The 25,671-nt window shown below is 38.4% G+C and carries 21 protein-coding genes; 9 read left to right on the forward strand and 12 right to left on the reverse strand.

Annotated features, from left to right (window positions below; translation table 11 throughout):
* Nucleotide 1: 1 nt before the first annotated feature.
* From ychF to C0430_RS12745, 6 genes are all read left to right on the forward strand, one after another.
* A complete protein-coding gene (gene ychF, locus C0430_RS12720) occupies nucleotides 2-1,096 on the forward strand; it encodes a redox-regulated ATPase YchF (protein WP_290870826.1) in 1,095 nt (364 codons plus the stop codon).
* A 102-nt stretch (nucleotides 1,097-1,198) separates the two neighbouring features.
* The gene (locus C0430_RS12725; RefSeq protein ID WP_290870828.1) at nucleotides 1,199-1,720 is read left to right on the forward strand and encodes an NAD(P)H-dependent oxidoreductase; all 522 of its coding nucleotides are present in this window, start codon (nucleotides 1,199-1,201) and stop codon (nucleotides 1,718-1,720) included.
* A gap of 15 nt (nucleotides 1,721-1,735) precedes the next feature.
* Nucleotides 1,736-2,707, forward strand: a complete 972-nt coding sequence (locus C0430_RS12730) for a transglutaminase domain-containing protein (protein WP_290870830.1) — start codon at nucleotides 1,736-1,738, stop codon at nucleotides 2,705-2,707.
* Nucleotides 2,708-2,837: 130 nt separating this feature from the next.
* Nucleotides 2,838-4,700, forward strand: a complete 1,863-nt coding sequence (locus C0430_RS12735) for a DNA topoisomerase IV subunit B (RefSeq protein WP_290870832.1) — start codon at nucleotides 2,838-2,840, stop codon at nucleotides 4,698-4,700.
* 21 nt (nucleotides 4,701-4,721) lie between these two features.
* A complete protein-coding gene (locus C0430_RS12740) occupies nucleotides 4,722-5,828 on the forward strand; it encodes a PDDEXK nuclease domain-containing protein (RefSeq protein ID WP_290870833.1) in 1,107 nt (368 codons plus the stop codon).
* Nucleotides 5,829-8,543 carry a DNA gyrase/topoisomerase IV subunit A gene (locus tag C0430_RS12745; protein ID WP_290870835.1) on the forward strand — a complete coding sequence of 905 codons (2,715 nt, stop codon included), beginning with the start codon at nucleotides 5,829-5,831 and terminating at the stop codon, nucleotides 8,541-8,543.
* A gap of 89 nt (nucleotides 8,544-8,632) precedes the next feature.
* Here C0430_RS12745 and C0430_RS12750 read toward each other — a convergent pair whose 3' ends face one another.
* From C0430_RS12750 to C0430_RS12790, 9 genes are all read right to left on the reverse strand, one after another.
* Nucleotides 8,633-9,289 carry a 3'-5' exonuclease gene (locus C0430_RS12750; RefSeq protein ID WP_290870837.1) on the reverse strand — a complete coding sequence of 219 codons (657 nt, stop codon included), beginning with the start codon at nucleotides 9,287-9,289 and terminating at the stop codon, nucleotides 8,633-8,635.
* Nucleotides 9,289-11,199 (reverse strand): DUF294 nucleotidyltransferase-like domain-containing protein, encoded by a 1,911-nt coding sequence (locus C0430_RS12755; RefSeq protein ID WP_290870839.1) that lies wholly within the window; start codon nucleotides 11,197-11,199, stop codon nucleotides 9,289-9,291. The genes C0430_RS12750 and C0430_RS12755 overlap by 1 nt, the downstream gene beginning before the upstream one ends.
* A 78-nt stretch (nucleotides 11,200-11,277) precedes the next feature.
* On the reverse strand, nucleotides 11,278-12,051 hold the full coding sequence (locus tag C0430_RS12760) for a TerC family protein (protein WP_290870841.1): 774 nt from the start codon (nucleotides 12,049-12,051) through the stop codon (nucleotides 11,278-11,280).
* A 71-nt stretch (nucleotides 12,052-12,122) separates the two neighbouring features.
* Nucleotides 12,123-12,491 carry a DNA topoisomerase IV gene (locus C0430_RS12765; RefSeq protein ID WP_290870843.1) on the reverse strand — a complete coding sequence of 123 codons (369 nt, stop codon included), beginning with the start codon at nucleotides 12,489-12,491 and terminating at the stop codon, nucleotides 12,123-12,125.
* Between the two features lie 21 nt (nucleotides 12,492-12,512).
* The gene (locus C0430_RS12770; RefSeq protein WP_290870845.1) at nucleotides 12,513-13,085 is read right to left on the reverse strand and encodes a pentapeptide repeat-containing protein; all 573 of its coding nucleotides are present in this window, start codon (nucleotides 13,083-13,085) and stop codon (nucleotides 12,513-12,515) included.
* On the reverse strand, nucleotides 13,085-13,306 hold the full coding sequence (locus C0430_RS12775) for a DUF6095 family protein (protein WP_290870847.1): 222 nt from the start codon (nucleotides 13,304-13,306) through the stop codon (nucleotides 13,085-13,087). Before C0430_RS12775 ends, C0430_RS12770 begins: the two co-directional genes overlap by 1 nt.
* A 27-nt stretch (nucleotides 13,307-13,333) precedes the next feature.
* Nucleotides 13,334-14,140: an N-acetylmuramic acid 6-phosphate etherase gene (murQ, locus tag C0430_RS12780; RefSeq protein ID WP_290870849.1), complete on the reverse strand. Its 807-nt coding sequence runs from the start codon at nucleotides 14,138-14,140 to the stop codon at nucleotides 13,334-13,336.
* 121 nt (nucleotides 14,141-14,261) lie between these two features.
* Entirely contained in the window at nucleotides 14,262-14,930 is a 669-nt protein-coding gene (locus C0430_RS12785) for a ZIP family metal transporter (protein WP_290870851.1), read from the reverse strand.
* An 84-nt stretch (nucleotides 14,931-15,014) separates the two neighbouring features.
* Complete coding sequence (locus C0430_RS12790) at nucleotides 15,015-15,758, reverse strand: class I SAM-dependent methyltransferase (protein ID WP_290870852.1); 744 nt, start codon at nucleotides 15,756-15,758, stop codon at nucleotides 15,015-15,017.
* A gap of 68 nt (nucleotides 15,759-15,826) precedes the next feature.
* Between C0430_RS12790 and C0430_RS12795 the strand changes: the two genes are divergently transcribed.
* Both C0430_RS12795 and C0430_RS12800 read left to right on the forward strand, forming a co-directional pair.
* Nucleotides 15,827-17,002: a THUMP domain-containing protein gene (locus tag C0430_RS12795; RefSeq protein WP_290870854.1), complete on the forward strand. Its 1,176-nt coding sequence runs from the start codon at nucleotides 15,827-15,829 to the stop codon at nucleotides 17,000-17,002.
* 14 nt (nucleotides 17,003-17,016) lie between these two features.
* The gene (locus tag C0430_RS12800; protein ID WP_290870856.1) at nucleotides 17,017-17,253 is read left to right on the forward strand and encodes a hypothetical protein; all 237 of its coding nucleotides are present in this window, start codon (nucleotides 17,017-17,019) and stop codon (nucleotides 17,251-17,253) included.
* A 108-nt stretch (nucleotides 17,254-17,361) separates the two neighbouring features.
* Here the strand turns inward: C0430_RS12800 and C0430_RS12805 are convergent, their stop codons facing one another.
* From C0430_RS12805 to rlmD, 3 genes are all read right to left on the reverse strand, one after another.
* Entirely contained in the window at nucleotides 17,362-18,180 is an 819-nt protein-coding gene (locus C0430_RS12805; protein ID WP_290870858.1) for a DUF6048 family protein, read from the reverse strand.
* On the reverse strand, nucleotides 18,152-18,691 hold the full coding sequence (locus tag C0430_RS12810) for a DUF6452 family protein (RefSeq protein WP_290870860.1): 540 nt from the start codon (nucleotides 18,689-18,691) through the stop codon (nucleotides 18,152-18,154). Before C0430_RS12810 ends, C0430_RS12805 begins: the two co-directional genes overlap by 29 nt.
* An 80-nt stretch (nucleotides 18,692-18,771) precedes the next feature.
* Nucleotides 18,772-20,187 (reverse strand): 23S rRNA (uracil(1939)-C(5))-methyltransferase RlmD, encoded by a 1,416-nt coding sequence (gene rlmD / locus C0430_RS12815; protein WP_290870862.1) that lies wholly within the window; start codon nucleotides 20,185-20,187, stop codon nucleotides 18,772-18,774.
* Between the two features lie 406 nt (nucleotides 20,188-20,593).
* Between rlmD and C0430_RS12820 the strand changes: the two genes are divergently transcribed.
* On the forward strand, nucleotides 20,594-25,671 hold a 5,078-nt coding region (locus C0430_RS12820), incomplete at its 3' end, for an HYR domain-containing protein (RefSeq protein WP_290870864.1).

The following is a 25,671-nucleotide window of genomic DNA, read 5'->3' on the forward strand; positions in this document are numbered from 1 at the left end:
AATGAAAGCAGGAATTGTAGGATTACCAAATGTTGGAAAATCAACATTATTCAATTGTTTATCCAATGCAAAAGCGCAAAGTGCCAACTTTCCGTTTTGTACCATAGAACCCAATATAGGAGTGGTAAATGTACCCGATCCAAGAATCAACAAACTGGAAGAACTGGTAAAACCAGAACGCGTTCAAATGGCAACCGTTGATATCGTTGATATTGCCGGTTTGGTAAAAGGAGCCAGCAAAGGAGAAGGTTTGGGCAATCAATTTCTTGGAAATATTAGGGAGTGTAATGCCATTATTCACGTTTTGCGTTGTTTTGACAATGATAATATTGTGCACGTTGACGGAAATGTAAACCCTATTCGCGACAAAGAAACCATCGATATCGAGTTGCAATTAAAGGATTTGGAAACGGTTGAAAAACGTCTCGAAAAAGTAAATCGTGCCGCTAAAACAGGCAACAAAGAAGCGCAGGTAGAAAAAGCGCTTTTAGATAGAATTCGTGAAGCACTTTTGCAGGCCAAATCAGCCAGAACAGTCGTGCCGCAAAGCAATGACGAAGAAGCCTTGATGGAAAATTTTCAGTTAATTACCACAAAACCTGTTTTGTATGTTTGTAATGTGGATGAGAATTCGGCAGTAAACGGTAATAAATACGTGGATCAAGTTCGCGAATTGGTAAAAGATGAAGAAGCGGAAGTGATTATCCTTTCAGTGGGAGCTGAGGCCGATATTACAGAATTAGAAAGCTACGAAGAACGCCAAGTTTTCTTGGAAGATATGGGATTGACAGAGCCGGGTGCGTCGGTTTTGATTCGTGCCGCTTATAAATTATTGAAACAACAAACCTATTTTACCGCTGGAGTGAAAGAAGTTCGTGCCTGGACCATCAATATTGGGGCGACTGCGCCACAAGCTGCCGGAGTGATTCATACTGATTTCGAAAAAGGATTCATTCGTGCCGAAGTGATTTCGTATGAAGATTTTGTTCATTACGGTTCAGAAGCCAAATGCAAAGAAGCCGGAAAATTCAAAGTGGAAGGAAAAGAATATATCGTTAAAGATGGCGACGTGATGCACTTTAGATTTAATGTGTAAATCGTAATTGTATTAAGATATGGAAACCTGCAAGAGTGATTTTGCAGGTTTTTTTATTTAATGTTTTATTTTTTATTACTTTTAAAAATAAAACGATTCATTATGAAAATCATCGCCTTTGGTGGCAGTCCGAGTAAAAACTCCATCAACAAAAAATTAGCCACTTATGCAGCTTCACTTTTCGAAAATGCCGAAGTGGAAGTGCTGGATTTAAACGATTTTCAAATGCCTTTATTTAGCGTGGATGTTGAAAAAGAAATAGGGCAGCATCCTTTGGCGAAAAATTTTCTGGATAAAATTGCCTCAGCTGATATTTTGGTGGTTTCTTTAGCGGAAAATAACGGAAATTATTCGGCGGCATTCAAGAATGTCTTTGACTGGTGTTCCAGAATTAATGGAAAAGTCTTTCAGGAAAAACCAATGTTGCTTATGGCAACTTCTCCTGGAGCAAGAGGAGGAGCATCGGTTCTTGATATTGCCAAAAATGCTTTCCCTCGTTATGGTGCAATTATAAAAGCAACTTTTTCCTTGCCCAGTTTCAACGATAATTTTGATGTTGAAAAAGGTAAAATTTCCAATGTGGAATTGGATAATCAATTGAAGGAAATTGTCAAAGGGTTTTAATTTTAAAAGAGATAAATGAAATTAAAAAATACACTTTGGATATTGGTTTTTTTAAATTTAATTTTTTGGAATTTTTCTTATGCCCAGAATTACCATTCGGTTGATAGCATTGTGGATGGTTATTCTAAAGATTTGAATGATGCTGATGAATTGGTTAAATTAATATATAAAGATTTTTCTCGTCCAGATGAAAAAGCGAGAGCCGTTTTTAGATGGGTAGCTACCAATATTAGCTACGACGTAAGTTTGGCAGAATCGATGAATTATGTGTCTAAAAATGCTTTTTCATATAAAACTGAAAAAGAAAGAGAAATTAAAGATAAAAAATTCAAATTAGATTTAGTGTCCAGTACTATGAATACAAAGAAAACTGTATGTCACGGATACGCTGCCTTAATGGAATATTTGTATTTAAAATTAGGATTAGAAGCTACAATAGTCTTCGGAAATTTAAAAGCCGATCCTTCACAAATAGGAGAAATGCCGGATGTGACAAATCACGCTTGGAATGTTGTTAAGATTGATAATAATTGGCAATTTGTTGATGCTACATTAGCAGCCGGTTTCGTATCGAGTAAGACCAATTTATTTAAATTTTATTTTAATGATGCTTATTTTTTTACCAATCCAGAACGATTCTTTTTAAATCACTATCCAACGGATGAAAAATGGTTGTTAGTAGCAAAAAGTAAAAAGGATTTTGCGCCATTACCGGTCTATTTTGGGGGTTATTTTCAATATAATTATGAAATTATAAAACCTGAATCAGGGATTTGTTCAACCAAAGATAATCCAAATCTTATTTTTGCTATTCGTGGTTTAGAAGAGTATGACACCATTTCTTACTCCTCAAGCATTGATAACACAAAGACTTATTTGGATCAAAAAAATGATTTAGATTTTACTATTCCAATACTTGATAAAAAAAACTCATACGTCACGATTTTTGTTAGTGGAAGAATAATTGCAATTTTTAAAATCATATAATAATTCCAGTTAAAATCTGCAACCAAAAACACAAAATTCACTGTCAATATTATTCTTAATAACTTTGATGCTTTCCTCTTTTAAAATGGAGCGACATTCATTATATTAGCACAAATTCGATAAAAATAAAATGTCCGATCAAAATCAATATACCGAAGACAATATTCGGTCACTAGACTGGAAAGAACACATCAGAATGCGTCCCGGAATGTACATCGGAAAACTCGGTGACGGTTCTTCTCCAGATGATGGTATTTACATTCTTCTCAAAGAAGTGCTGGACAACTGTATCGATGAATTCGTTATGGGAGCAGGCAAAACCATCGAGGTAACCATCAAAGACAAAACGGTTTCTGTTCGCGATTACGGTCGTGGAATTCCCCTTGGAAAAGTAATCGACGTGGTATCCAAAATGAATACCGGTGGTAAATACGATTCACTTGCTTTCAAGAAATCAGTTGGTTTAAATGGTGTTGGAACAAAAGCCGTGAACGCTTTGTCCAATTATTTTCGCGTGGAATCCGTTCGTGACGACAAGCAAAAAGCCGCCGAATTCTCGGGAGGAAACTTAGTGCTTGATGAAGAAATCATTGAAACTACAAAGCGCAAAGGAACCAAAGTTACTTTTATTCCGGACGAAGCGATTTTCAAAAACTATAAATTCCGTTACGAATACATCATCAAAATGCTCAAAAACTATTGTTATCTTAACAATGGTTTGACCATAATATTCAACGGTGAAAAATATTTTTCTGAAAATGGATTGAAAGATTTGTTGGAAGAAACCATCAATGTCGAGGATTTAGAATATCCAATCATTCATTTGAAAGAAGGCGATATCGAAATTGCCTTGACACACAGTAAAACCCAATATTCCGAAGAGTATCACTCGTTTGTAAACGGACAAAATACCACGCAAGGAGGAACGCATTTGGCTGCTTATCGCGAAGCAATCGTGAAAACCATTCGGGAATTTTACAACAAACCATTCGAGGCTTCGGATGTGCGAAAATCAATTGTTACCGCGATTAGCATCAAGGTAATGGAACCGGTTTTCGAATCGCAAACCAAAACCAAATTAGGTTCTACTGATATGGGTTCGGAACCAGGAATGCCATCGGTTCGAACATTCGTCAATGATTTTGTAAAAAACAAATTAGACAGTTATTTACATAAAAATCCTGCGACTGCCGATGCGCTTTTGCGTAAAATTATGCAAGCCGAACGGGAACGTAAAGAACTTTCCGGCATTCGAAAATTGGCAAAAGACCGAGCCAAAAAAGCAAATTTGCACAACAAGAAATTGCGGGATTGTCGGGCGCATCTTACCGATACGAAAAATCCAAGAAATCTGGAAAGCACGCTTTTCATCACCGAGGGAGATTCGGCTTCGGGTTCTATCACGAAATCTAGAGACGTGAATACCCAAGCGGTTTTCAGTTTGCGTGGAAAGCCTTTGAACTCCTACGGAATGAGCAAGAAAATTGTGTATGAAAACGAGGAATTCAACCTCTTGCAAGCTGCTTTGGACATCGAAGACGATATGGAAAACCTGCGGTACAACAACATTGTAATCGCCACCGATGCCGATGTCGACGGAATGCACATTCGATTGTTGTTGATTACGTTTTTCCTGCAATTTTTCCCCGAATTAATTAAGGAAGGACATTTGTATATTTTGCAAACGCCTTTGTTCAGGGTTCGAAACAAGAAAGAAACCATTTATTGTTATTCCGAAGACGAACGCAAAGATGCCATAGAAAAATTGAAACCCAAACCCGAAATCACTCGATTCAAAGGATTGGGAGAAATATCGCCAGACGAATTCAAGAATTTTATTGGAGAAACCATTCGGTTAGATCCAATTATGATGGATAAAAATACCTCGGTGGAGCAATTGTTGTCTTTCTATATGGGAAAAAATACGCCAGACCGACAAGAATTTATCATCAATAATTTGAAGGTGGAATTAGATACGATGGAAGCAAGTTAGAAAAGTTTAAAAACACAAAATTTGTCAAAAGACCTTCAAAATAAAATTTTATTCCAACAAGTCGTCGAGTTATTGCAAAATGCCCGGCAACAGGTTTTGCGTAACGTAAATCAAACGATGACGATTACGTATTTCGAAATTGGAAGAATGATTGTTGAAGAAGAACAAAACGGAAAAGATCGAGCCGAATATGGGAAACAGCTTTTAAAAGGGCTTTCTCAACAATTGACGAAGGAGTTTGGGAAAGGTTTTTCGGTTGAGAACCTTGAAAGAATAAGGAAGTTCTATGTAGTTTATTCAAATTCGTTGACAGTGTCTACGATTTCTGAAAATGTAAAATCGCAGACAGTGTCTACGAATTTACAAATAAGTGAAAATACATCTATCTTACCTCAATCTGAAATGTCAAAATCCGTAACACTGTCTCGGATTTTTAAATTAAATTGGTCTCATTACAATTTTTTAATTAGGATTGACGATGAAAAAGAAAGACGTTTTTACGAAATAGAATCCGAAAAGTATAATTGGAGCGTTCGAGAATTAAAGCGTCAATACGATTCGGCGCTTTATGCAAGATTGGCTTTAAGCAGAGATAAGGAAGGAATACTAAAACTTTCAGAAGAAGGTCAAATTATCGAGAAACCAAAAGATATCATCAAAGATCCTTACATACTTGAATTTTTGGGATTGCCCGAATTGCATCAGTATTCGGAAACTCAATTAGAGGAAGAGATTATCAATAAACTGGAGCATTTTTTATTGGAATTGGGTCACGGTTTTACGTTTGTGGCGCGTCAACAAAGAATCACTTTTGATGACAAGCATTTTCGAATTGATTTGGTTTTCTACAATCGGATTTTGAAAAGTTTTGTTCTGATTGACTTGAAAATAGGGGAATTGAAACACCAAGATTTAGGGCAAATGCAAATGTATGTCAATTATTACGACAGGGAAAAACGTTTGGAAGACGAGAACCAAACCATCGGAATTGTACTTTGCCAAAACAAAAGTGACTTGGTTGTGGAATATACTTTACCAGAAAATAACGAACAAATATTTGCCAGCAAATACAAAACAGTTCTTCCGAGCAAGGAAGATTTAATAAAATTAATTTCGGAATCAAAATAAATGAAAGACGAAGAAGACGATAACATCATTCCAAACGAAGACGAAAGTAACGAAGAGTTGAACGATTCCACAAACGAAGAAGGATTCGAAGACATCGTGACTTCGGGAGGAAATCATTTCTACGAGAACGACGAAAACAGCGAAGACACCATTACCAAAGTTACAGGAATGTACAAAGACTGGTTTTTGGATTATGCTTCCTACGTAATTTTGGAGCGCGCTGTTCCTGCAATCGAGGACGGTTTCAAACCCGTTCAACGCCGAATTATGCACTCTCTCAAAGAGTTGGATGATGGTCGTTACAATAAAGTGGCGAATGTTGTTGGGCACACGATGCAATACCATCCGCACGGAGATCAAAGTATTGGCGACGCGATGGTGCAAATTGGCCAGAAAGAATTGCTGATAGATTGCCAAGGAAACTGGGGAAATATCCTCACGGGCGATAGTGCAGCGGCTTCTCGTTACATTGAAGCGCGTTTGTCGAAATTCGCTTTGGAAGTTTTGTATTCTCCAAAAATTACCGATTGGGGCGTTTCTTATGACGGGCGTCGTGCCGAACCGAACAATCTTCCCGTAAAATTTCCGTTGCTTTTGGCACAAGGAGCCGAAGGTATTGCCGTAGGACTTTCCACAAAAGTTTTGCCGCACAATTTTAATGAATTGATTGATGCTTCGATAAAAATATTGAAAGGCAAATCATTCCAACTTTTTCCGGATTTTCAAACAGCAGGAATTGCAGATGTTTCCAATTATAATGATGGAATGCGTGGCGGTCGTGTTCGAGTTCGTGCCAAAATTGCCCAATTGGACAAAAATACTTTGGTGATTACCCAAATTCCGTTTTCGACCAATACGACGACTTTGATTGACAGTATTTTAAAAGCCAATGAAAAGGGAAAAATTAAAATCAAGAAAATCGAAGACAATACCGCTGCCGATGTTGAGATATTAATCCATCTTTTCCCTGGCGTTTCTCCAGACAAAACCATCGATGCCTTGTTTGCTTTCACGGCTTGCGAAACTTCGGTGGCTCCTTTGGGTTGTGTGATTGAAGATAATAAGCCGTTGTTTGTGGGAGTTTCGCATATGCTGAAAATTTCTACGGAACGAACAGTCGATTTGCTTCGACAAGAGTTGGAAATTCAATTAGAAGAACTTAAAAACAAATGGCATTTTTCGACCTTGGAAAAAATATTCATTCGGGAAGAAATGTATATTGATTTCAAATTGTATTCCGATAGAGAATCTTTGTATGTTTATATGTACGACCGATTTGAGCCTTTCAAAAAATCATTCGTAAGGGGAATCAACGACGATGATTTACAGCGATTAACGCAAATCCCGATGATTCGTATTACGCGTTTCGATTCGGATAAAGCAGATGATTTTATCGCTAAGTTAGAAGACGAAATGAAGGAAGTAGAATTTAATTTGGCCAATTTAACCGATTTTGCGATTGCGTATTTTACCAAGTTAAAGGAAAAATACGGAAAAGGTCGTGAACGCCAAACCGAATTGCGTAGTTTTGATAATATCGAAGCCACAAAAGTAGCTTTACGAAATACGAAACTGTACGTAAATAGGGAAGAAGGATTCATTGGAACCGGATTAAAGAAAGACGAATACGTTACAGATTGTTCCGATATTGATGATGTGATTGTTTTTCTTCGCGATGGAAAAATGATGATTTGCAAAGTTGATGACAAAAAATTTGTTGGAAAAGACATCATTCACGTTGCTGTTTTTGATAAAAGCGACAAACGCACCATTTACAATATGATTTATCGTGATGGAAAATCGGGTCCAGCTTACATAAAACGTTTCAACGTTTCGGGAGTTACACGGGACAAATTATACGATTTGACCAATGAAACCAAAGGTTCACAAGTTTTGTATTTTACGCATAACCCCAATGGAGAAGCCGAGGTTATTACCATTTTATTGCGTCAAATAGGAAGCATCAAAAAACTGAAATGGGATGTGGATTTTGCTAATATTGCCATCAAAGGACGTGCTTCCAAAGGGAATTTGGTTAGTAAATATCCAATCAAGAAAATCGAAATCAAGGAAAAAGGGATTTCTACCTTGAAACCAAGGAAAATTTGGTTTGACGATACCGTTCAAAGATTGAATGTTGAGACTAGAGGAGAATTGCTTGGTGAATTTAGACCCAACGACAAGATTTTGGTTATTTCACAAACTGGAAAACTAAAAGTAATTATTCCTGAATTATCCACACATTTTGATGAAGATATGGTCGTTTTGGAAAAATGGCATCCCAAAAAACCGATTTCAGCCATTTATTATGACGGTGAAAAAGAACGCTATTACGTAAAACGTTTCTTGGTGGAAACCGAAGGAAAAGAAGAAAGTTTTATCACGGAACATCCAAAATCACAACTGGAAATTGTTTCAACGGATTATCGTCCAATGGCCGAATTGGTTTTCACGAAAGTGAAAGGCGTTCAAAAAGAAAATCAAACGGTAGATATAGAGAATTTTATCGCTGTCAAAGGTTTCAAGGCACTCGGAAATCAATTGACTACTGATAAATTGAAACAGGTGAATTTACTCGAACCTTTGCCTTACGAAGAACCGGAAGAAGTGGTTCCGGAAGAATTAGAAGTAGAAGGCGACACGGGCGTAAACACAGTTGACGAAGATACCGAGCGCATTGAACCCGATGAAGACGGACAAATAACGTTGTTTTAGAAAGCAAAAAGCCACAGAAGAGTGGCTTTTTTGTGTTTTTAATTTACAATTTGAATTGGTAATTAATTTTTCACAAAGAGCTTTTGGCTTTATTTAAACAATTCTTTTAACGTAATTTCCTTTTGCTCTCTCAATTTTTTTAGAATTTTTAAAAAAGCAATGGCAGTAATATACGCATCACCCATGGCGGTGTGCCTGTCTTTTTTAGAAATGTCAAATTTATCTGCCAGGTCGTCAAGCGTGTAGTTTTCCTTGACTTCCAAAAGGTTAGAAACGATTAAAGTTTTTTTATAAAGTTTTGCCGTGTCCAAAGTTCTGTTTTTTAACACAGGCAATCCGTTTCTTTCCAATGCCTTGTTTATCATGGTGACATCAAATGCGGTATGATGGGCAATGATGATGGAGTCTCCCAAATAAGTCTGAAACTGTTTCAAAGCCTCCAATTCATTCGGACGATCCAAGACAAAATCTTTCAATATTCCGTGGATTTGTGCCGTGGCTTTGTTGTAATGTTCTTGTACAATGTAAACTTCGAAACTGTCTTGAATGGAAATCGTGTTGTTTTGCAAAACGATGGCCCCAATGCAAAGTATCCGGTCATTTTCATAATCGAAACCAGTAGTTTCAGTGTCCAAAACCACAAAACGCGTAGTGTTGATATCGCCCAATAAATCTTCATCTGATGATGCATCGGAGGTGTCCCAAACATAAGACAGAATGGTTTTGATGATTTTTGAGAAATTCATTATAATAAATTTGAAACATTAAATCGGATGGAAATAATCTCTTGCAATTCCTTGATGGTTTTAAAAGTGCTTTTCAGTTTTATCTTTTCGGATTTGGACAAGGATTCCAAGGCGATGAACTGACCGGAATCGTTATGGGCAAGTCCTTGTTTGGTCCTGAATTTCAACAATACTTTATAGGCATAAGCACAAGACGTATAAAGTTCGCTATTGTCGGGTTCCAATTCTGCCAATTTTTCAAAACGCTCCACCGTATTGCTGATGGATTTTACGGAATGGGATAGAATCAATACTCTCGCCGCATCCGCCAGCGGCATTAAAGCCCTATTTTTTATGTTGAAAAAATCTTTGTTGGCTCCGTCTTGTTCCAATAAAAATTGTCTAAAGAATCCGGTAGGCGAAGGACTTTGCAGCGCACCACTAACCAAGTGAACATAAAATACGGGATTGGCTTTTACGTCTTCAAAAATAAATTCCGACAGGCTGTTGGCCAATTCACCGTCGCCATAAGCCAAACTGTAATCAAAAAAGATGAAGGTCAACAATACTTCGGTTTTTCCGGTATTGGTAATCCAGTGGTGCACCATATTTTTCCATTCACCAAGACTCAAACACCATTTTGGGTTGGAAGCCATCATTTCGGCAGGACAATATTCGTAACCAATATCAAAGAGGCCTTTATTGACAAGGCTGGCCAATTTCAAGAAATATTTTTTGGTTTCTGCTTCCAATTCTTCGGGAACATCTTCATAAATCAAGGCATTGTCTTGGTCGGTTTGCAGCAATTGTTCGCTTCTTCCTTGACTTCCCATCGCCAACCAAGCAAATTTCACCGGTGGAGGCGTTTCCATTTTGTCTAATGCTAGGGCTATGACTTGTTTGATACAGGCATCGTTTAATTCCGTGATGATTTTGGAAGTTAGCATTATGGGAATATTTTGGTCGATATAGCCTTGCAGCAATTGCATGATTCGGGCTCGAATGGGTTTAAGATGCTTGGCTTTCTTGGCTCTTTTTATGGCTTTTATCAACACGGCAGGATTGTTTCCCAAGGAAACCATGACATCATGTTTAGACAACATTCCAATCGCTTTGGAATTGACCGTGCCGTCTTTCGTGATGCACAAATGACTGATGTCGCTTTTCATCATCGCCATTTGGGCTTGTGTGATGGTCATTTTTTTGGGATAGGTAATAACGGGAGCCGTCATTATTTCAGAAGCCGTTGCCGTAATGGGGAATATTCCGGTTACGATTTTATTTCTCAAATCCTTGTCCGTGATGATGCCAATGGGGAGTAGGTCTTCTTCGACAACGAGAATGGCTCCCACATTTTTTCTGATCATGATATCGGCAATTTCTTTTGCCGTTGTTGTGGCAGGACAGCTAATCAATTTCTTGGAATATTTCACGGGGTGCAAGTCCAGTAGTTTTGCTTCGGTGTCCAAGGAATCTTCACCGTATAATTTTCCTCTGTGACTTTTGGAATAAGGGTGAAGAGTATTGGAAGCAAAACTTTCAATCAAAAAATTACCGATACTTCTGTTTTCCAATGCGTAAGGCTTGAAAATGACAATGGGAATGGCATAAAGAATGGTTTCCTCGTAAGTCTTGGCTTCCATTTGATAGTTCTCATTGGCGATAAGCGGTCTCAACCCAAAAATATCGCCTTCATCACACATGTCCAGAATATCGTTTTGGAGGCTATTTCTAAGTGCCACGGCTCCTTTGTGGACGACATAAAAACTGTCGTGGGTTTCTTCGTTTTCGGCAAATACGACACTGTCTTTTTCTTTGTAAATGATGGATATTTGTTCAGAAATACTTTCTAGTTCTTTTTGTTTTAAAAAACTGAAAGGAGGATAGTTTTTTAAAAAATCAGCAACTCTGTGGGATATCGTATTTTTCATGGCACTTGTTTGTAAAAACGAAGTTAATTTTTTTCAGAATAAAAAAAGCCCCATAAAGGAGCTTTTTGTTGGACTATTTTATTTCTTTTTTTTGTCGATTTTCATGTTTAAAAACTCCACAAACAAAGAGAAGGTGATGGCAAAATACAAATACCCTTTTTGCACCGGCGTGACGTGGCCGCCAAAGATTAATGCATTTGACAAATGGGCACTTTCGGTTATCAACATAAAGCCGATAAGAATTAAAAACGACAATCCCAGTATTTGTATGGAAGGATGTTTGTTGACAAAAGCACCAACAGGAACCGCAAATTGCATCATGATCAACACCGAAATAACCACTGCGGTAATCATGATATAAAGAGCGCCTTCCACGCCGTTTGTCATACCAACGGCTGTCAAGATACTGTCAAAAGAGAATACCAAATCAATCATGATAATTTGTAAAAGCACTCCTTGAAAGGATTTTGAAGCCGCTTTGCCGATTTCTTTTTCTTCCTCGCCTTTTTCATCCACTTTTTCGTGAATTTCCTTGGTGCTTTTGTAAATCAGGAATAAACCTCCCAACAGCAAAATGAGACTTTGGCCCGTAATTCCAGCGGAGAACCAACTAAAATCAATGTAAAACCAAGGTTTTTTCATTTGAATCAAAAAGCTGATGCCAAACAACAGCGCAATTCTCATGAACATGGCCAGAAACATACCAATTTTGGTAGCTTTTTTACGTTTTTCTTCAGGTAATTTTCCTGTGACAATCGATATGAAAATAATGTTGTCTATTCCCAAAACAATTTCCAGGAATGTTAATGTTAACAAAGCAATCCAAGCATCGGGATTTAAAAATACTTCCATTTGAGTGAGTTATAAATTATGAATTGTGATTTTTTGTGGATTTAAATCTAGCAACTGCGAGTAAGTATATGCTAGAGTTTAATTACGGTCCCGCGTTGTTTTTCGTCGCTGCCCACGATCCCGAATTCAAAGATATAGGAATTCTTGGTAGTTGTCAAAATTTTCATCGTGATTGCTTTTTTTTCCGCCATGTTCTTTGGATGAATTTTTCGCAGGATGTATTCGCAATCGCTCACCCATCGAATGCTTGAAGTATCGGTTTTGCCTTCAAAAGTTTCAATTTCGATGCTGTCTTTGCGTTCAAAAACAGTAGTTTTTTTGACACCGTCAACCTCATATTCAAATTTGAATTTTCCAGTTTTGAAATCCTTGCAGTTGCGCTCGGTATTATAACAAGACATTAATGACAGTATCGGTAGAAGAAAGATTATTTTTTTCATTTTTTTTAGGGTTGATTCCTGTTATTCTATTTTAATATCATATTTATCCAAAAGTCCCACAATTCCCTGGGTCGAAAATTTGGCTTTTCGCATCGGGTTGAATTCGGGATCGATTTTAAAATTGTAGGCCGTCCTGAAATCAACTCCTGCCAATTGGGTGTCATTAAAAATGGCATTGGTCAAATTACAATTTTCGAAAGTAGAATTCGTAAGATTCGTTCCAATAAATGACACTTCTTTCATCGAACAAGTATTGAACTTGGTTTTAGGCATTTTCTTGTTGGCAAAAGAAGAATAATCCAAAAGACAATCCTGGAAACTTACGCCAAACATAAAATCGGCACAGGAATTAAATTCAATTCCCAGTAATTTACAGTTCCTGAAATGTACCGTTTTCAGGCTGGTTCCACTTAATTGCGTCATCGACAGGTTGCAATCGATGAACTCGCAATCCACAAAAGTATTGTTGGAAAAATTGCTGTTCGAGAAATCACAGTTCTTGAAAACGCAATCTTCAAACTCCCTATTGTTGACTTTTTTGTCCGTAAAAGAGACTTTTTCGAACGTTTTATGGGTGTGTACAAGGCTTTCCATTAGTCGTTAAATAAACTGCGAACCATTGTTTTTAATCCCAACACAATCAAATAAACAGAACCAATACAGATGGCGATTCCTATTGCCAAAACTAAATAATGCCACACATTTTGTTTGTTGATGAATGCATTGTAAATCAAGGATGGCCCAATAAAAACCAAAGGCAAAGCCCAAGCCAAGTATTTGACTCCTTTGGATAAAAGTTCTTTGTTGGTTGCCATTTGAAGTTGGAGGTTAAAAATTAGAGATTAGAAGTTGTCCACTGCTTTGCGAACACTGCCATATTTTGCCAATAATTCTGCGGCTTCTTCATAGGAAACGGGAATTTCTCCCATAATCATTTTCACGCCGCGATCCACCAGTTTGCTGTTGCTCAATTGCATGTCGACCATCTTGTTGCCTTTCACTTTTCCAAGTTGGATCATGGTGGCGGTAGAAATCATGTTGAGCACTAATTTTTGTGCTGTTCCAGCTTTCATTCTCGAACTTCCAGTCACAAATTCTGGACCAACGACAACGTCAATAGGAAATTTTGCGGTATGCGAAAGAGGACTTCCTTCATTGCAAGAAATACTTCCGGTGGTAATATTATTTTCATTGCACGCTTTCAAACCGCCAATCACGTAGGGCGTGGTTCCCGAGGCAGCAATCCCAACCACGACATCATTCTCGTTGATGTTGTATTTTTGCAAATCAATCCAGGCTTGTGTGGTGTTGTCTTCGGCATTTTCAACCGCTCTGCGGATGGCTTTGTCGCCACCGGCAATTAGTCCGATTACGAAATCAAAAGGAACGCCAAATGTTGGCGGACATTCAGATGCATCAAGAATTCCCAAACGTCCCGATGTTCCGGCGCCAATGTAAAATAATCGTCCGCCGAGCTTCATGTTGGCAACAATTTCGGCTACCAAAGATTCGATTTGTGGCAAGGCTTTTTCGACGGCCATCGGCACGGTTTTGTCTTCTTGATTGATATTGGACAACAATTCCTGAACCGACATTTTTTCTAAATGTTCGTATTTTGAGGATTGTTCTGTGGTTTTTGTAAAGGTCATTTTCATGTTTTTTTGCCACAATGAAACCATGGCACAAAGTTATTTTTAATAATTGGCAAATTTAACAAATAATATTTTAGAAAAATAGTTTAAAATTTTATCTAAATTGCTGGATTGGTGGCTATATGAAATAGGCCAACACCACCCCAAAAATAATCATCGAAACCTTGGCGACATTGAACTTGTGTCCTTCGCTGGTTTCAAAAATAATGGTGGACGAAATATGAAACAATATCCCGATGACTACGGCAGTAATTTCGGTGTAATAATCGTTCAATGAAGGAAGATAATCCGATATGATTGTTCCCAGTGGTGTCATGAGGGCAAAAGTCACCATAAAGGCAAAAATAGCTTTCTTGTCCAGTTTGGCATTTATAAAAAACATGGTCAGAATCACGGCTATTGGAAAATGGTGAATGGCGATTCCCAACGCTAAATTGTGGTGATGACTTACGGGAAATCCTTCCAAAAAGGCGTGAATACACAAGCTGATGAATAGCAACCATGGCATATGATACATCTTTTCGTGTCCGTGAACATGTCCGTGTTCGGCACCTTTGGAGAAAAATTCCAAAATAATCTGGAATAAAATTCCCGCCATAATAAACAGCCCTATGTTGTGGTTGTGGCTTTCATATACTTCCGGCAACAAATGCATCACGGTAAGCGAAAGCAAGAACGAACCACTGAAAGCCAATAATAACTTAAGATTGGTTTTACTTTTTGGTTTTAAAAACAGGGCAATAATGTAGCCTATAAGTACTGAAAATAAGGGTAAAAGGTAGTTCATATTTATATGTTAATTCGTTAATTTGTTAATTCGGTAATCCGTCAGAAAAGACAAATAACCGAATACACAAATAACCGAAACTCGTTATTTAAAGATCATGATCAATCGTTCGCTTTCGGTTTTGTGGAATTTTTTCAATTTGTAGTCTCCAAAAATATCCAGCAAATAAATCCCGGCATCTTCCATCATTTCTTCAAAATCTTTTAGTGTCAAGGCTTTTACTTTTTCGGTAAAATGAAACTTTTCGCCTTGGTCTTCAAAGTCGATTTCCTTGTAAATGTGTCCGTCGCTCACATAGCGTTTGATGTGGAATTCAATGCCATCGACCGTTTTTATTTCTTCGGGAACCAGATTATTGATGACTTGGTTGACATTCATGAAGTCGATTACGGCAAAACCGTGTTCGGTCAAACTTTCTTTCATCGCTTTCAAAGTGGTCAAATTGTCTTCGTCATTTTCAAAATAACCAAAACTGGTAAACAAATTGAATATGGCGTCAAACTTGTCCTCAAATTTTTCGCGCATGTCGTGCACCTGAAAATGAAGGGTTTCGTTTTGGTTTCGATTGGCTTCGGCAATGCTGTTTTCGGACAAATCGGCACCGATGACTTCATAGCCCAATTGGTTCAAATAAATGGAATGACGGCCTTTGCCACAAGCCAAATCGAGCACTTTTGCCTTTTCTGGAAGGTTGAGGTAGTGCGTCAAATTGTCCATGAAAATCTGTGCTTCCCTGTAATTTCTTTCTTTATAAAGGGTGTGATAATATGGTGTGTCAAACCAAGAGGCAAACCAATTATGGGTTTTGGGTTTTAGCGAATTCGGCATTTATTCTTTTTCTATTAATTCAAGTCTGCAAATTTAGTGTATTTTTGCACCGAATACTTGATTTTACAATGGAAAATAATTATAGAATGATTGCCAAAACCTTTTTTGGTTTTGAAGAAATACTGGCTGAGGAATTGAAAAAGCTGGGCGCACAAGACGTGGAGCAAGGTGTGAGAATGGTAAGTTTTAAAGGAGACAAAGGTTTTATGTACAAAGCCAACTTGTCGTTGAGAACAGCTTTGAAAATCTTGAAACCTATTTATTCCTTCAAAGCAAGAGACGAAAAAGCACTTTATAAAGGTATTTCAGGCGTAAACTGGTCGAAATTTCTTAGTGCCAACCAAACTTTTGTGATTGATGCGACCGTGCATTCGGAGTATTTTAATCATTCCGAATTTGTTTCCCAAAAATGTAAGGATGCCATCGTGGACCAGTTTCGCGAGAGAACCGGACAGCGACCAAGCATCGAGAAAATTCATCCCGATTTAAGAATCAACATTCATATTGACAAAGACCAAGTTTCGGTGGCATTGGACACTTCCGGGAATTCGTTGCACCAACGCGGGTATCGATTGGCAACAAATATTGCTCCAATAAATGAAGTTTTGGCAGCGGGAATCCTGTTGCTTTCGGGTTGGGACGGACAAGGCGATTTCTTGGATCCCATGTGTGGTTCGGGAACTTTCTTGGCGGAAGCCGCAATGATTGCCTGCAATATTCCGGCAAATATCAACCGCAAGGAATTTGCGTTCGAGAAATGGAACGACTGGGACAATGATTTGTTTGACCAAATTATGGATTCCTTGATGAAAAAAGTTCGGGAATTTCATTACACCATAAAAGGCTACGACAAGGCGCCAAGTGCTGTGATGAAAGCCAAAGACAATATCAAAAACGCCAATCTGGACGAATACATCACCATCGAGGAAAGAAACTTTTTCGACACGGAGAAAACGACTCAAGGAAAATTACACATGGTTTTCAATCCGCCTTATGACGAACGATTGGACATTCACATGGAACGTTTCTACAAAAATATTGGCGATACCTTGAAGAAAAATTATCCAGGAACCAATGCCTGGTTTATTACCGGAAATCTAGAAGCCTTGAAATTCGTGGGGTTAAAACCTTCTCGAAAAATCAAACTTTTCAACGCCAGCATCGAAGCGAGATTGGTCAAATATGAAATGTACGAAGGAAGCAAGAGAACGAAGTTTCAAACCCCGAACGACAACGTTCAATAATATACTAAGTTACTATGACAAAATTACAAGTACGCGCTTTTTTATACCAATTGGGTTGTTTTGCGATATTATTTATCTCGTTCCGATTTTTGATTGGAAAATATACCAATTTGGAGGGCTTGTGGATTCCGTTTACGGCTTTCGCGGTGGGAACTATTTTATCGCCAAAATTTCAAGCTGCCAAAACTAAAGACGGCGAGAAATTATTCATGTCTTGGATTTTCATAAAAGGAATCAAGCAAATAGGCTAAGTTAATTACGAACAGTTTAGTAAAGATTTTGTCATTTCGAGGGAGAAGAAATCCCATAAAGAGAGTAATAAATGCGATTTCTTCTTCAACGTAATTCAAAATTCGTAATTATTTACCCTTTGGCTTTACTGTCTTCTTATACAAAGGAACAAAATAGGTAACCGTGTAGTTTAATCCAGCGCCAAAATTCCCGGCATATGTTCTGTTGAATCCCGGAATATAAAGGTTTTCGAAGTTGTTGCTTGGTTTCTTGTCCGTAATCAACATGTTCATGCGAAGACTGAAACCCACAAAAATATTGTTGATGACTTTTACTTTTAATCCGGCCACGACTTCCAGCCAGCTGGCGGTTAATCCATTGGATTTTTCGCCTGAAGTTTTCCAAGGCATTTCGCCCCAATAAGGATTAGGATTGTAGGTTTTAAAACTGTTCAATTCTTGGCTAAAAGTACTAAAACCACCTCGCAAACCTATCGAAATGATGTTCTCCATGTCTAGCCAGTTTTCGTAGGCGTTGTAATCAAAACCTACTTTTAGGTAAGTTCCTTTGGTGGTGGAATTCAATCTGTCGTCTTCGGTAGTTTTGTTTTCACTTCCAATTTCGGCTGCGGCATAATAATTTTTAGTCAAACGATAATCGCCCACTAATTCGATTCCTTTATAATTTTTATCGTATAAACCACGGGTCAGTTTATACAAATCAACACCCACACGAACCCCATAACGATCCTTTTTTACCGGAACAATGGTGTCGGTTTTTGTGACTGTTGTCGTTTTCTTTGTCACTTGTTTTGGCGCTTCTGGAATTTCGCCCACAATTTTTGTTCTTTCGAGCGAAGTATTGTTTGGGATGGTGTCTTGAGCTTGTGCAAAAGACAACGACATCAACAGCCCAATACTAAAAAAATACTTTAATGTGTGTTTCATTTTCGTTGGCTATGTTACTTTTTTCGACCGAAATATATTGCATCCATTTTTGTTTAGTGGCCGGAATTGCAGTTTGCGTGAAAGAATTGATGGGATCAAAGGTAAAAAGCGTTTTAAAACCACAAGCTCTCGACACATAAACATCATTTCTCGTATAATTGAAAGTGACTTCATCAATGTCTATCAAAGTTGGATTTGAATTAGTGGAATTCAGGATAAATTGATAAGTGGTCGAATTGAGGTCCGTTTTCAATGGAATCATGATTTTGCTTCCATTGGCTAAATATTTTTTATCACCTGTTTCACTCGTGTTAAAAACAATGCCTTCGGTCATTCCGTCACCAATGACTTTTAAATCTGTCACATTTTTTAAAACAGATGGATTGCTGATGTTGAAGAATTCAATCACTACCCTTGGAGTAGTGGGCGTATTGGCATCGCAAATATCGTCTTTCTCACAGCTGGAGGAAGTAAATAAGACGATTAATAAAAGTGCAACTATTTTTTTCATAAATTTTTTAAATGAGAATGGCAAAAAAACATTTTCAATGAAAATAGTGCCAACTGATTACTGCGACTGAACACTAAATACTAATTTCTTCTTTCCAAAAGTACAACATTTTCCACGTGATGCGTTTGTGGAAACATATCCACTGGGCGAACACGAGTCACCTTGTATTTTTCGTCCATCAAGGCCAAATCTCTGGCTTGTGTAGCCGAGTTGCAACTTACGTAAACAATTTTTGAAGGTTCTATTTTCAGTATTTGTTCAATTACGTCTTTGTGCATTCCGTCTCTTGGCGGGTCGGTAATGATCACGTCGGGTTTGCCATGTTGGGCAATGAAACTTTCGTTGAAAACCACTTTCATGTCACCCACATAAAACTCGCAATTGGTGATATTGTTGCGTTCGGCATTGGCTTTGGCATCAATAATGGCTTCGGGAACACTTTCCACGCCGATGACTTTTTTTGCTTTTTTCGATACGAATTGGGCAATGGTTCCCGTTCCGGTGTATAAATCATAAACAGTTTCAGTTCCAGAAAGTCCGGCAAAATCGCGAGTAATTTTGTACAATTCGTAGGCTTGGTCGGAATTGGTTTGGTAAAAAGATTTAGCATTGATGCTGAATTTCAAACCTTCCATTTCTTCCAAAATATAATCCCTGCCTTTGTATAATTTGATGTTGGTGTCGTATAACGTATCGTTTGCTTTATTATTTACAACATATTGCAATGAAGTGATTTGCGGGAATTTTTCGTAAATATGATCGAGAAGCAATTCTCTATTGGCTTTGTCATTTTCGAAAAACTGTACCAAAACCATGATTTCACCTGTCGAAGCTGTTCGCATCATCAAGGTTCTCAACAAACCTTCGTGCGCTCTTGGATTGAAAAAAGTCAAGCCATTTTCATTGGCAAAAGCCCTGATTTCATTACGAATTTGGTTCGATGGATCTTCTTGTAAATGACATTTGTTGATGTCCAGAATCTTGTCCCACATTTTTGGGATATGGAATCCCAAGGCGTTTCTGTTGCCCAAGTCTTCGGTGCTGTCAATTTCTTTTTCGGTCAACCAGCGGCTGTTCGAAAACGAAAATTCCATTTTGTTTCTGTAGAAAAATTGTTTTTCGGAACCCAAAATTGGTTCAAACTCGGGGAGTTCTATTTTTCCGATGCGTTGCAAATGATTTTGCACTTCATTTTGTTTGTAGAACAACTGCTGGTTGTATTGCATGTTTTGCCATTTGCAACCGCCACAAACCCCGAAATGTTCGCAAATTGGGTCGATTCTGTGCTCGGAATATTCGTGAAATTTCACGGCTTTTCCTTCGTAATACGCCTTGCGTTTCTTGAAAGTTTGCACATCTACCACGTCGCCCGGAACGACATTGGGAATAAAAATTACTTTACCATCCGGGGCTTTTGCCACCGATACGCCTTTTGCACCTGCATCAAGGACTTTTATGTGATCAAAAACGATCTTGTCTGTGTTTTTCTTTGCCATAGCGCAAAAATAAGTCTTTGAATGGTTTTATAAATTCAAATTGGGAAATATTTTAGAAAGTTCTGATTTATTTTGGATTCATTCTTTTTTTAATAACAATAAAAATACTCATAATTTAAAATTAAAATGGGTTTAAATTATTAAAAAAGAAGTGATTGAAATATTTTAGATTACTTTTTAATTTTAAATTATGAGTATTTAAATGTAGTTTATAGTTTATTTTAACACTTCATCGAATAAAAGTATCAAATGTATTTTATTTATCTAGTTTTAGATTAATAACAGCTAAAAAGAGACAATTTCTTTTCGATTTTTAGATTGCGCAAGCATTTGAAAAGCATCTTTTTAAGCTAGTTTTTTTTTGGATTAGACGAGTAAGCATTTTTTAAAATAAACCATTTTTTGTATGAAAAAAATTCTACGTAAATCAAGAATCTTCGCTATTGTAGTTGTAATAGCCAATTTGTTCTTTTCGATGGCGGCTTTCGCGCAAGAACCAACAGTGACACTTGATCAGGCTGATCTAGATTATGCCCCAGGTGAAACAGTTTACATTACTGGTACTGGCTGGAAACCGGGCGAAATAGTGACGCTAGAAGTGGCTAATCTTACTAATCCAGATGTGGATTGTGGTGCTGTAACTCCAGAACCACACGTATTGTGGACTACCATTGCTGATGAAGCAGGAAATTTTACGGCTTCTTGGTATGTTAATGATTGTGAGTTAGGAGCCCAGTTATTTCTTGAAGCATATGGCAAGACTTCAGGATTTACTTTTGAGATATTTTTTACGGATGCTGGCCCGACATCGGGTATTTATGAATCCTATATTGTCTTGAATAAAAATAATACGGGTAATAATTACTATGATCTTCAGGCGACTACCAATAATGCTGATTTTAATGGCAACAATTTGGGTGTATTTTGCAATAATCAATCCTTAATAATTGCTGGAGGCCAAAACAAGACTTACAAAGAATTGAATAATGGAAATGGAAATCAATGTAATGTGTCTGACGGGAATTTGTATTATAGAGTTTATCCAACTGGAAGTCCTTCAGGTTCTTTCTTATCCATAAATTTACCATTTGATACAAATCTTAATGTTCTAAATGGAAATGGATCACAAAATCAACAATGGGGACAAAACGGTGTGGCAAATCCATATTTAACCTCGCCAAATTTATTAAACTCCTTAGCCGATGGAAATTACACTATAGAAGTGTATACCACCGCCAGTTATAATAGTTGTTCTGGAAATAATCCAAACTCAGGTACTTTATATAGCTCTAATTTAGGAGCCAATTATAAAGCTACATTTACGGTTAATAGCAATCTTGATTATGTCAATCTTCAGTCTCCACCAACAGCAACAATTTGTCAAGGAGGGAGTTTGACTGCTTATGGACAAGTATATGAGCCTGGTTTAACTCCAGGTAACGGATTACAAGGTGCCGGAATTGTTGCTGAATTTGGTTATAACACAACAAACACTAATCCTTCAACTTGGACCAACTGGGCAACGGCAAGTTTCAATGCTGCTGGTGGAGGAGCAAATAATGATGAATACCAGTATACATTTACACCGCCTACTTCTGGAACTTATTATTATGCATTTCGTTATAAACTAAATGAATGTTCTTCATACCAATATGGTGGCTATACATCTACAGGAGGCGGTTTCTGGGGAGGATTAAATGTGAGCGGCATGGTAACAGTCAATATTGTACCGATTATAACCACAACATATTCAGATATTTCAGTCAATAATGATGCGGGCCAATGTGGAGCGGTGGTGAATTATGATGCAGCAGTAGCGACGGGTACACCTGCACCAATAATTACTTATTCAATGGCTTCTGGGTCAATCTTTCCAATTGGAACAACAACAGTTACCGTTATGGCCACGAATGGTTGCGGAGAGGATACTAGGACTTTTGACGTAACGGTAACCGACAACGAGAAACCAACAATAACTTGCAATGCACCGATTACCGTAAATAATGATTCAGGAGTTTGCGGCGCAGTTGTAACGTACAGCAACAGTTCAACAGACAATTGTCCGGGGCAAACCATTGTTCAAACGGCAGGACTAGCCAGTGGGTCGGTATTCCCAATTGGAACAACTACCAATACATTCGTGGTAACCGATGCTTCGGGCAACACGGCCACTTGCAGTTATGACGTGACGGTGACCGACAACGAGAAACCAACAATTACTTGCAATGCACCGATTACCGTAAATAATGATTCAGGAGTTTGCGGCGCAGTTGTAACGTACAGCAACAGTTCAACAGACAATTGTCCAGGACAAACCATTGTTCAAACGGCAGGACTAGCCAGTGGGTCGGTATTTCCAATTGGAACAACCACCAATACATTCGTGGTAACCGATGCTTCGGGCAACACGGCCACTTGCAGTTTTGACGTAACGGTAACCGACAACGAGAAACCAACAATTACTTGCAATGCACCGATTAGCGTAAACAATGATTCAGGAGTTTGCGGCGCAGTTGTAACGTACAGCAACAGTTCAACAGACAATTGTCCGGGACAAACCATTGTTCAAACGGCAGGATTAGCCAGTGGGTCGGTATTTCCAATTGGAACAACTACCAATACATTCGTGGTAACCGATGCTTCGGGCAACACGGCCACTTGCAGTTTTGACGTGACGGTGACCGACAATGAACTTCCAATCGCTATTGCTCAAGATATCACAATTCAATTAAATGCCGCAGGAACAGCAACAATTACGGCAGCGGATATCAATAATGGAAGTGCTGATAATTGTGGCATAAAAACGCTTACAGTTAGTCCTTCTAACTTTGCTTGCGCTAACCTAGGTAACAATACGGTTACCCTGACAGTAACTGATAACAATAATAATGTAAAAACTGCGACGGCAACAGTAACAGTTCAGGATGTAACTCCGCCAACTGTGCTAACAAAGAATATCATTGTTAATCTGGATGCGTCAGGAAATGCAACAATCACACCTGCTCAGGTTGATAATGGAAGCAACGATGGCTGCGGAGCAGTTATATTAACAAGTGTAAGCCCAAATACTTTTAATTGTTCTAATGTTACAGCATCAGCTCCTGCACCTAGTGTATGGATTAATGAAATCCATTACGATAATTCAGGAACTAATGACACTAACGAGTTTATAGAAATTGCTGGTAACGCAGGAATTAATTTGGCTAACTATGCAATTGTGAGATACAATGGATCTAACTCTACGGCTGCAGTTATATATACAAGTCCAAGTCAAACAACTTCGCTGTCAGGTTTAATGCCAAATCAGAGTAATGGTTTTGGAACATTTGCAGTTTCATTTGCTACAGACGGTATACAGAATGGTCCAAATGATGGTGTTGCATTAGTAAATACTTCAACAAACACAGTGGTCCAATTGTTGAGTTATGAAGGATTATTCACAGTAGCTTCAGGGCAAGGATTAGCTTCAGGACAGACTTCTACAAACCTACCATATAGCGAAGGAGGTAGTTTAGCAGGGGGAAGTCTAAAACTTTCAGGAAGTGGAAATAAATATAGTGATTTTGTATGGCAGCCTGAATCATCGCCAGCATCTCCAGGGGTTATAAACAATAGTCAATCTTTTGTTGCTGCTAGCTCAGGCGTTCCTGTAACTTTGACGGTTACCGATGCGAGTGGTAATTCTGCCACGGGTACAGCTAATGTTACTGTTTTGGACAATTTGGCACCGATAGTTTCTGCTCCAACACCTGTTGATCTGGAATGTAATACAAGCCTTCCTGCTGCGGCTACTACAATGACCCAATTCTTGGCTTTAGCTGGCGTAACAGCTTCTGATAATTGTACTTTGACAGCAAACTTGACCCTTACTTCTTCTACAGGTTCATTGGTTGGTACCAATTGTAACGGAACGATTACCCGTATTTATACATTGAAAGATGCTTCCAACAACAGTACTTCGGTAAACCATGTATTTACGGTTACGGACAATACGCCTCCAACAGCCATAGCCCAAAATAGCACGGTTCAGTTGAATGCCGCTGGAACAGTAAGTATTACGGCAAATCAAGTGAATAATGGCTCTACAGATAATTGTGGTGTCGTAACTTTGGTAAGCGTGGTTCCTTCATCATTTACTTGTGCCAATGTTGGTCCTAATACGGTAACCCTGACTGTTAAAGATGCTTGTAATAATGAAAGTACTGCAACCGCTACGATAACTGTGGAAGATAAAGTACTGCCAACTGTAATTACACAAAATATAACAGTAAACTTGGATGCAAGTGGCAGTGCGACAATAACTCCTGCACAAGTGAATAACGGCTCAACTGATGCTTGCGGTATTGCATCGCTGGCAGTGTCGCCTAATGTATTTAGTTGTTCCGATGTAAATGGTGATGCTCTTACGGAACTGTTCATTTCAGAATATATAGAAGGATCGGGGAACATCAAAGCGATTGAAATATATAATGGAACTTCAAATTCAATTAATCTCTCTAGTGGCAACTATGCAATACGATTTTATTCAAATGGATCTTCCAGTATTTCTACTTCAATCTCTTTAACAGGAACTGTAGCTCCGGGAGATGTATACATATTGGCTACTTCAGATGCATCAGCGGCTGTTTTGGCGCAAGCAGATCAAACTTCATCAACATCGTTTTATAATGGTGACGATGCCGTCGCTCTTGTGCATAATGGCGTCAATATAGATATTATTGGCCAAATAGGGGTAGACCCTGGCACAGAATGGGGTTCCGGTATTATTTCAACGGCAGATAATACGCTAAGGCGAAAATCTACAATTAGTAGCGGTGACAACAATGGTTCTGATGTTTTTGTTCCTTCTTTAGAATGGGATGGCTATGCGACAGATAATACTGCAGGTCTTGGCTCACACGTTCTTTCAGCAGTTCCAAATATTGTTACATTAACAGTGACCGATGTTAACGGGAATTCTGCTTCCAAAACAGCTAAAGTAACCGTGAAAGATGAAATTATTCCAACATTCACCCGTCCAGCAGACATTACCATTTACACCAATGCAACTTGTACCTATGATGCCAGTGTAGCGGTAACAGCTGATGTAACCAACGAATGGGATAATTGTTCAACAACTTTAAATGCTACCTTTACAGACGTAACAGTAGCGGGTACTTGCCAAGGAAGTAAAGTAATTACAAGAACTTGGCATTTGGTTGATACCAATGGCAATGCTGCAGCAGACCAAGTACAAACCATCACGGTAAGCGACAATACATTGCCAACCTTTACCCGTCCTGCGGATATTACCTTATACAAGGATGCCGCTTGTGCAGTCAATGACACACCAACGGGACTTGCATTGGACGTAACCAACGAAGCGGACAACTGTTCCACTGTATTGAATGCAACTTACTCGGATGTGAAAGTGGACAATTGCCAAGGAACGTACACCATTACCAGAACTTGGAGTTTGGTGGACAACTGTGGCAATGCAGCTGT

The organism is Flavobacterium sp. (genome assembly GCF_013823965.1).
Lineage (GTDB): Bacteria > Bacteroidota > Bacteroidia > Flavobacteriales > Flavobacteriaceae > Flavobacterium.

Coding starts and splice junctions, on each gene's coding strand:
- C0430_RS12795 (WP_290870854.1), top strand. CDS start 15,827: ATGGAAAATAATTATAGAATGATTGCCAAAACCTTTTTTGGTTTTGAA.
- C0430_RS12775 (WP_290870847.1), bottom strand. CDS start 13,306: ATGGCAACCAACAAAGAACTTTTATCCAAAGGAGTCAAATACTTGGCT.
- C0430_RS12800 (WP_290870856.1), top strand. CDS start 17,017: ATGACAAAATTACAAGTACGCGCTTTTTTATACCAATTGGGTTGTTTT.
- C0430_RS12745 (WP_290870835.1), top strand. CDS start 5,829: ATGAAAGACGAAGAAGACGATAACATCATTCCAAACGAAGACGAAAGT.
- C0430_RS12785 (WP_290870851.1), bottom strand. CDS start 14,930: ATGAACTACCTTTTACCCTTATTTTCAGTACTTATAGGCTACATTATT.
- C0430_RS12730 (WP_290870830.1), top strand. CDS start 1,736: ATGAAATTAAAAAATACACTTTGGATATTGGTTTTTTTAAATTTAATT.
- C0430_RS12725 (WP_290870828.1), top strand. CDS start 1,199: ATGAAAATCATCGCCTTTGGTGGCAGTCCGAGTAAAAACTCCATCAAC.
- C0430_RS12810 (WP_290870860.1), bottom strand. CDS start 18,691: ATGAAAAAAATAGTTGCACTTTTATTAATCGTCTTATTTACTTCCTCC.
- ychF (WP_290870826.1), top strand. CDS start 2: ATGAAAGCAGGAATTGTAGGATTACCAAATGTTGGAAAATCAACATTA.
- C0430_RS12750 (WP_290870837.1), bottom strand. CDS start 9,289: ATGAATTTCTCAAAAATCATCAAAACCATTCTGTCTTATGTTTGGGAC.
- rlmD (WP_290870862.1), bottom strand. CDS start 20,187: ATGGCAAAGAAAAACACAGACAAGATCGTTTTTGATCACATAAAAGTC.
- C0430_RS12735 (WP_290870832.1), top strand. CDS start 2,838: ATGTCCGATCAAAATCAATATACCGAAGACAATATTCGGTCACTAGAC.
- C0430_RS12760 (WP_290870841.1), bottom strand. CDS start 12,051: ATGGAAGTATTTTTAAATCCCGATGCTTGGATTGCTTTGTTAACATTA.
- C0430_RS12790 (WP_290870852.1), bottom strand. CDS start 15,758: ATGCCGAATTCGCTAAAACCCAAAACCCATAATTGGTTTGCCTCTTGG.
- C0430_RS12770 (WP_290870845.1), bottom strand. CDS start 13,085: ATGGAAAGCCTTGTACACACCCATAAAACGTTCGAAAAAGTCTCTTTT.
- C0430_RS12755 (WP_290870839.1), bottom strand. CDS start 11,199: ATGAAAAATACGATATCCCACAGAGTTGCTGATTTTTTAAAAAACTAT.
- C0430_RS12765 (WP_290870843.1), bottom strand. CDS start 12,491: ATGAAAAAAATAATCTTTCTTCTACCGATACTGTCATTAATGTCTTGT.
- C0430_RS12805 (WP_290870858.1), bottom strand. CDS start 18,180: ATGAAACACACATTAAAGTATTTTTTTAGTATTGGGCTGTTGATGTCG.
- murQ (WP_290870849.1), bottom strand. CDS start 14,140: ATGACCTTTACAAAAACCACAGAACAATCCTCAAAATACGAACATTTA.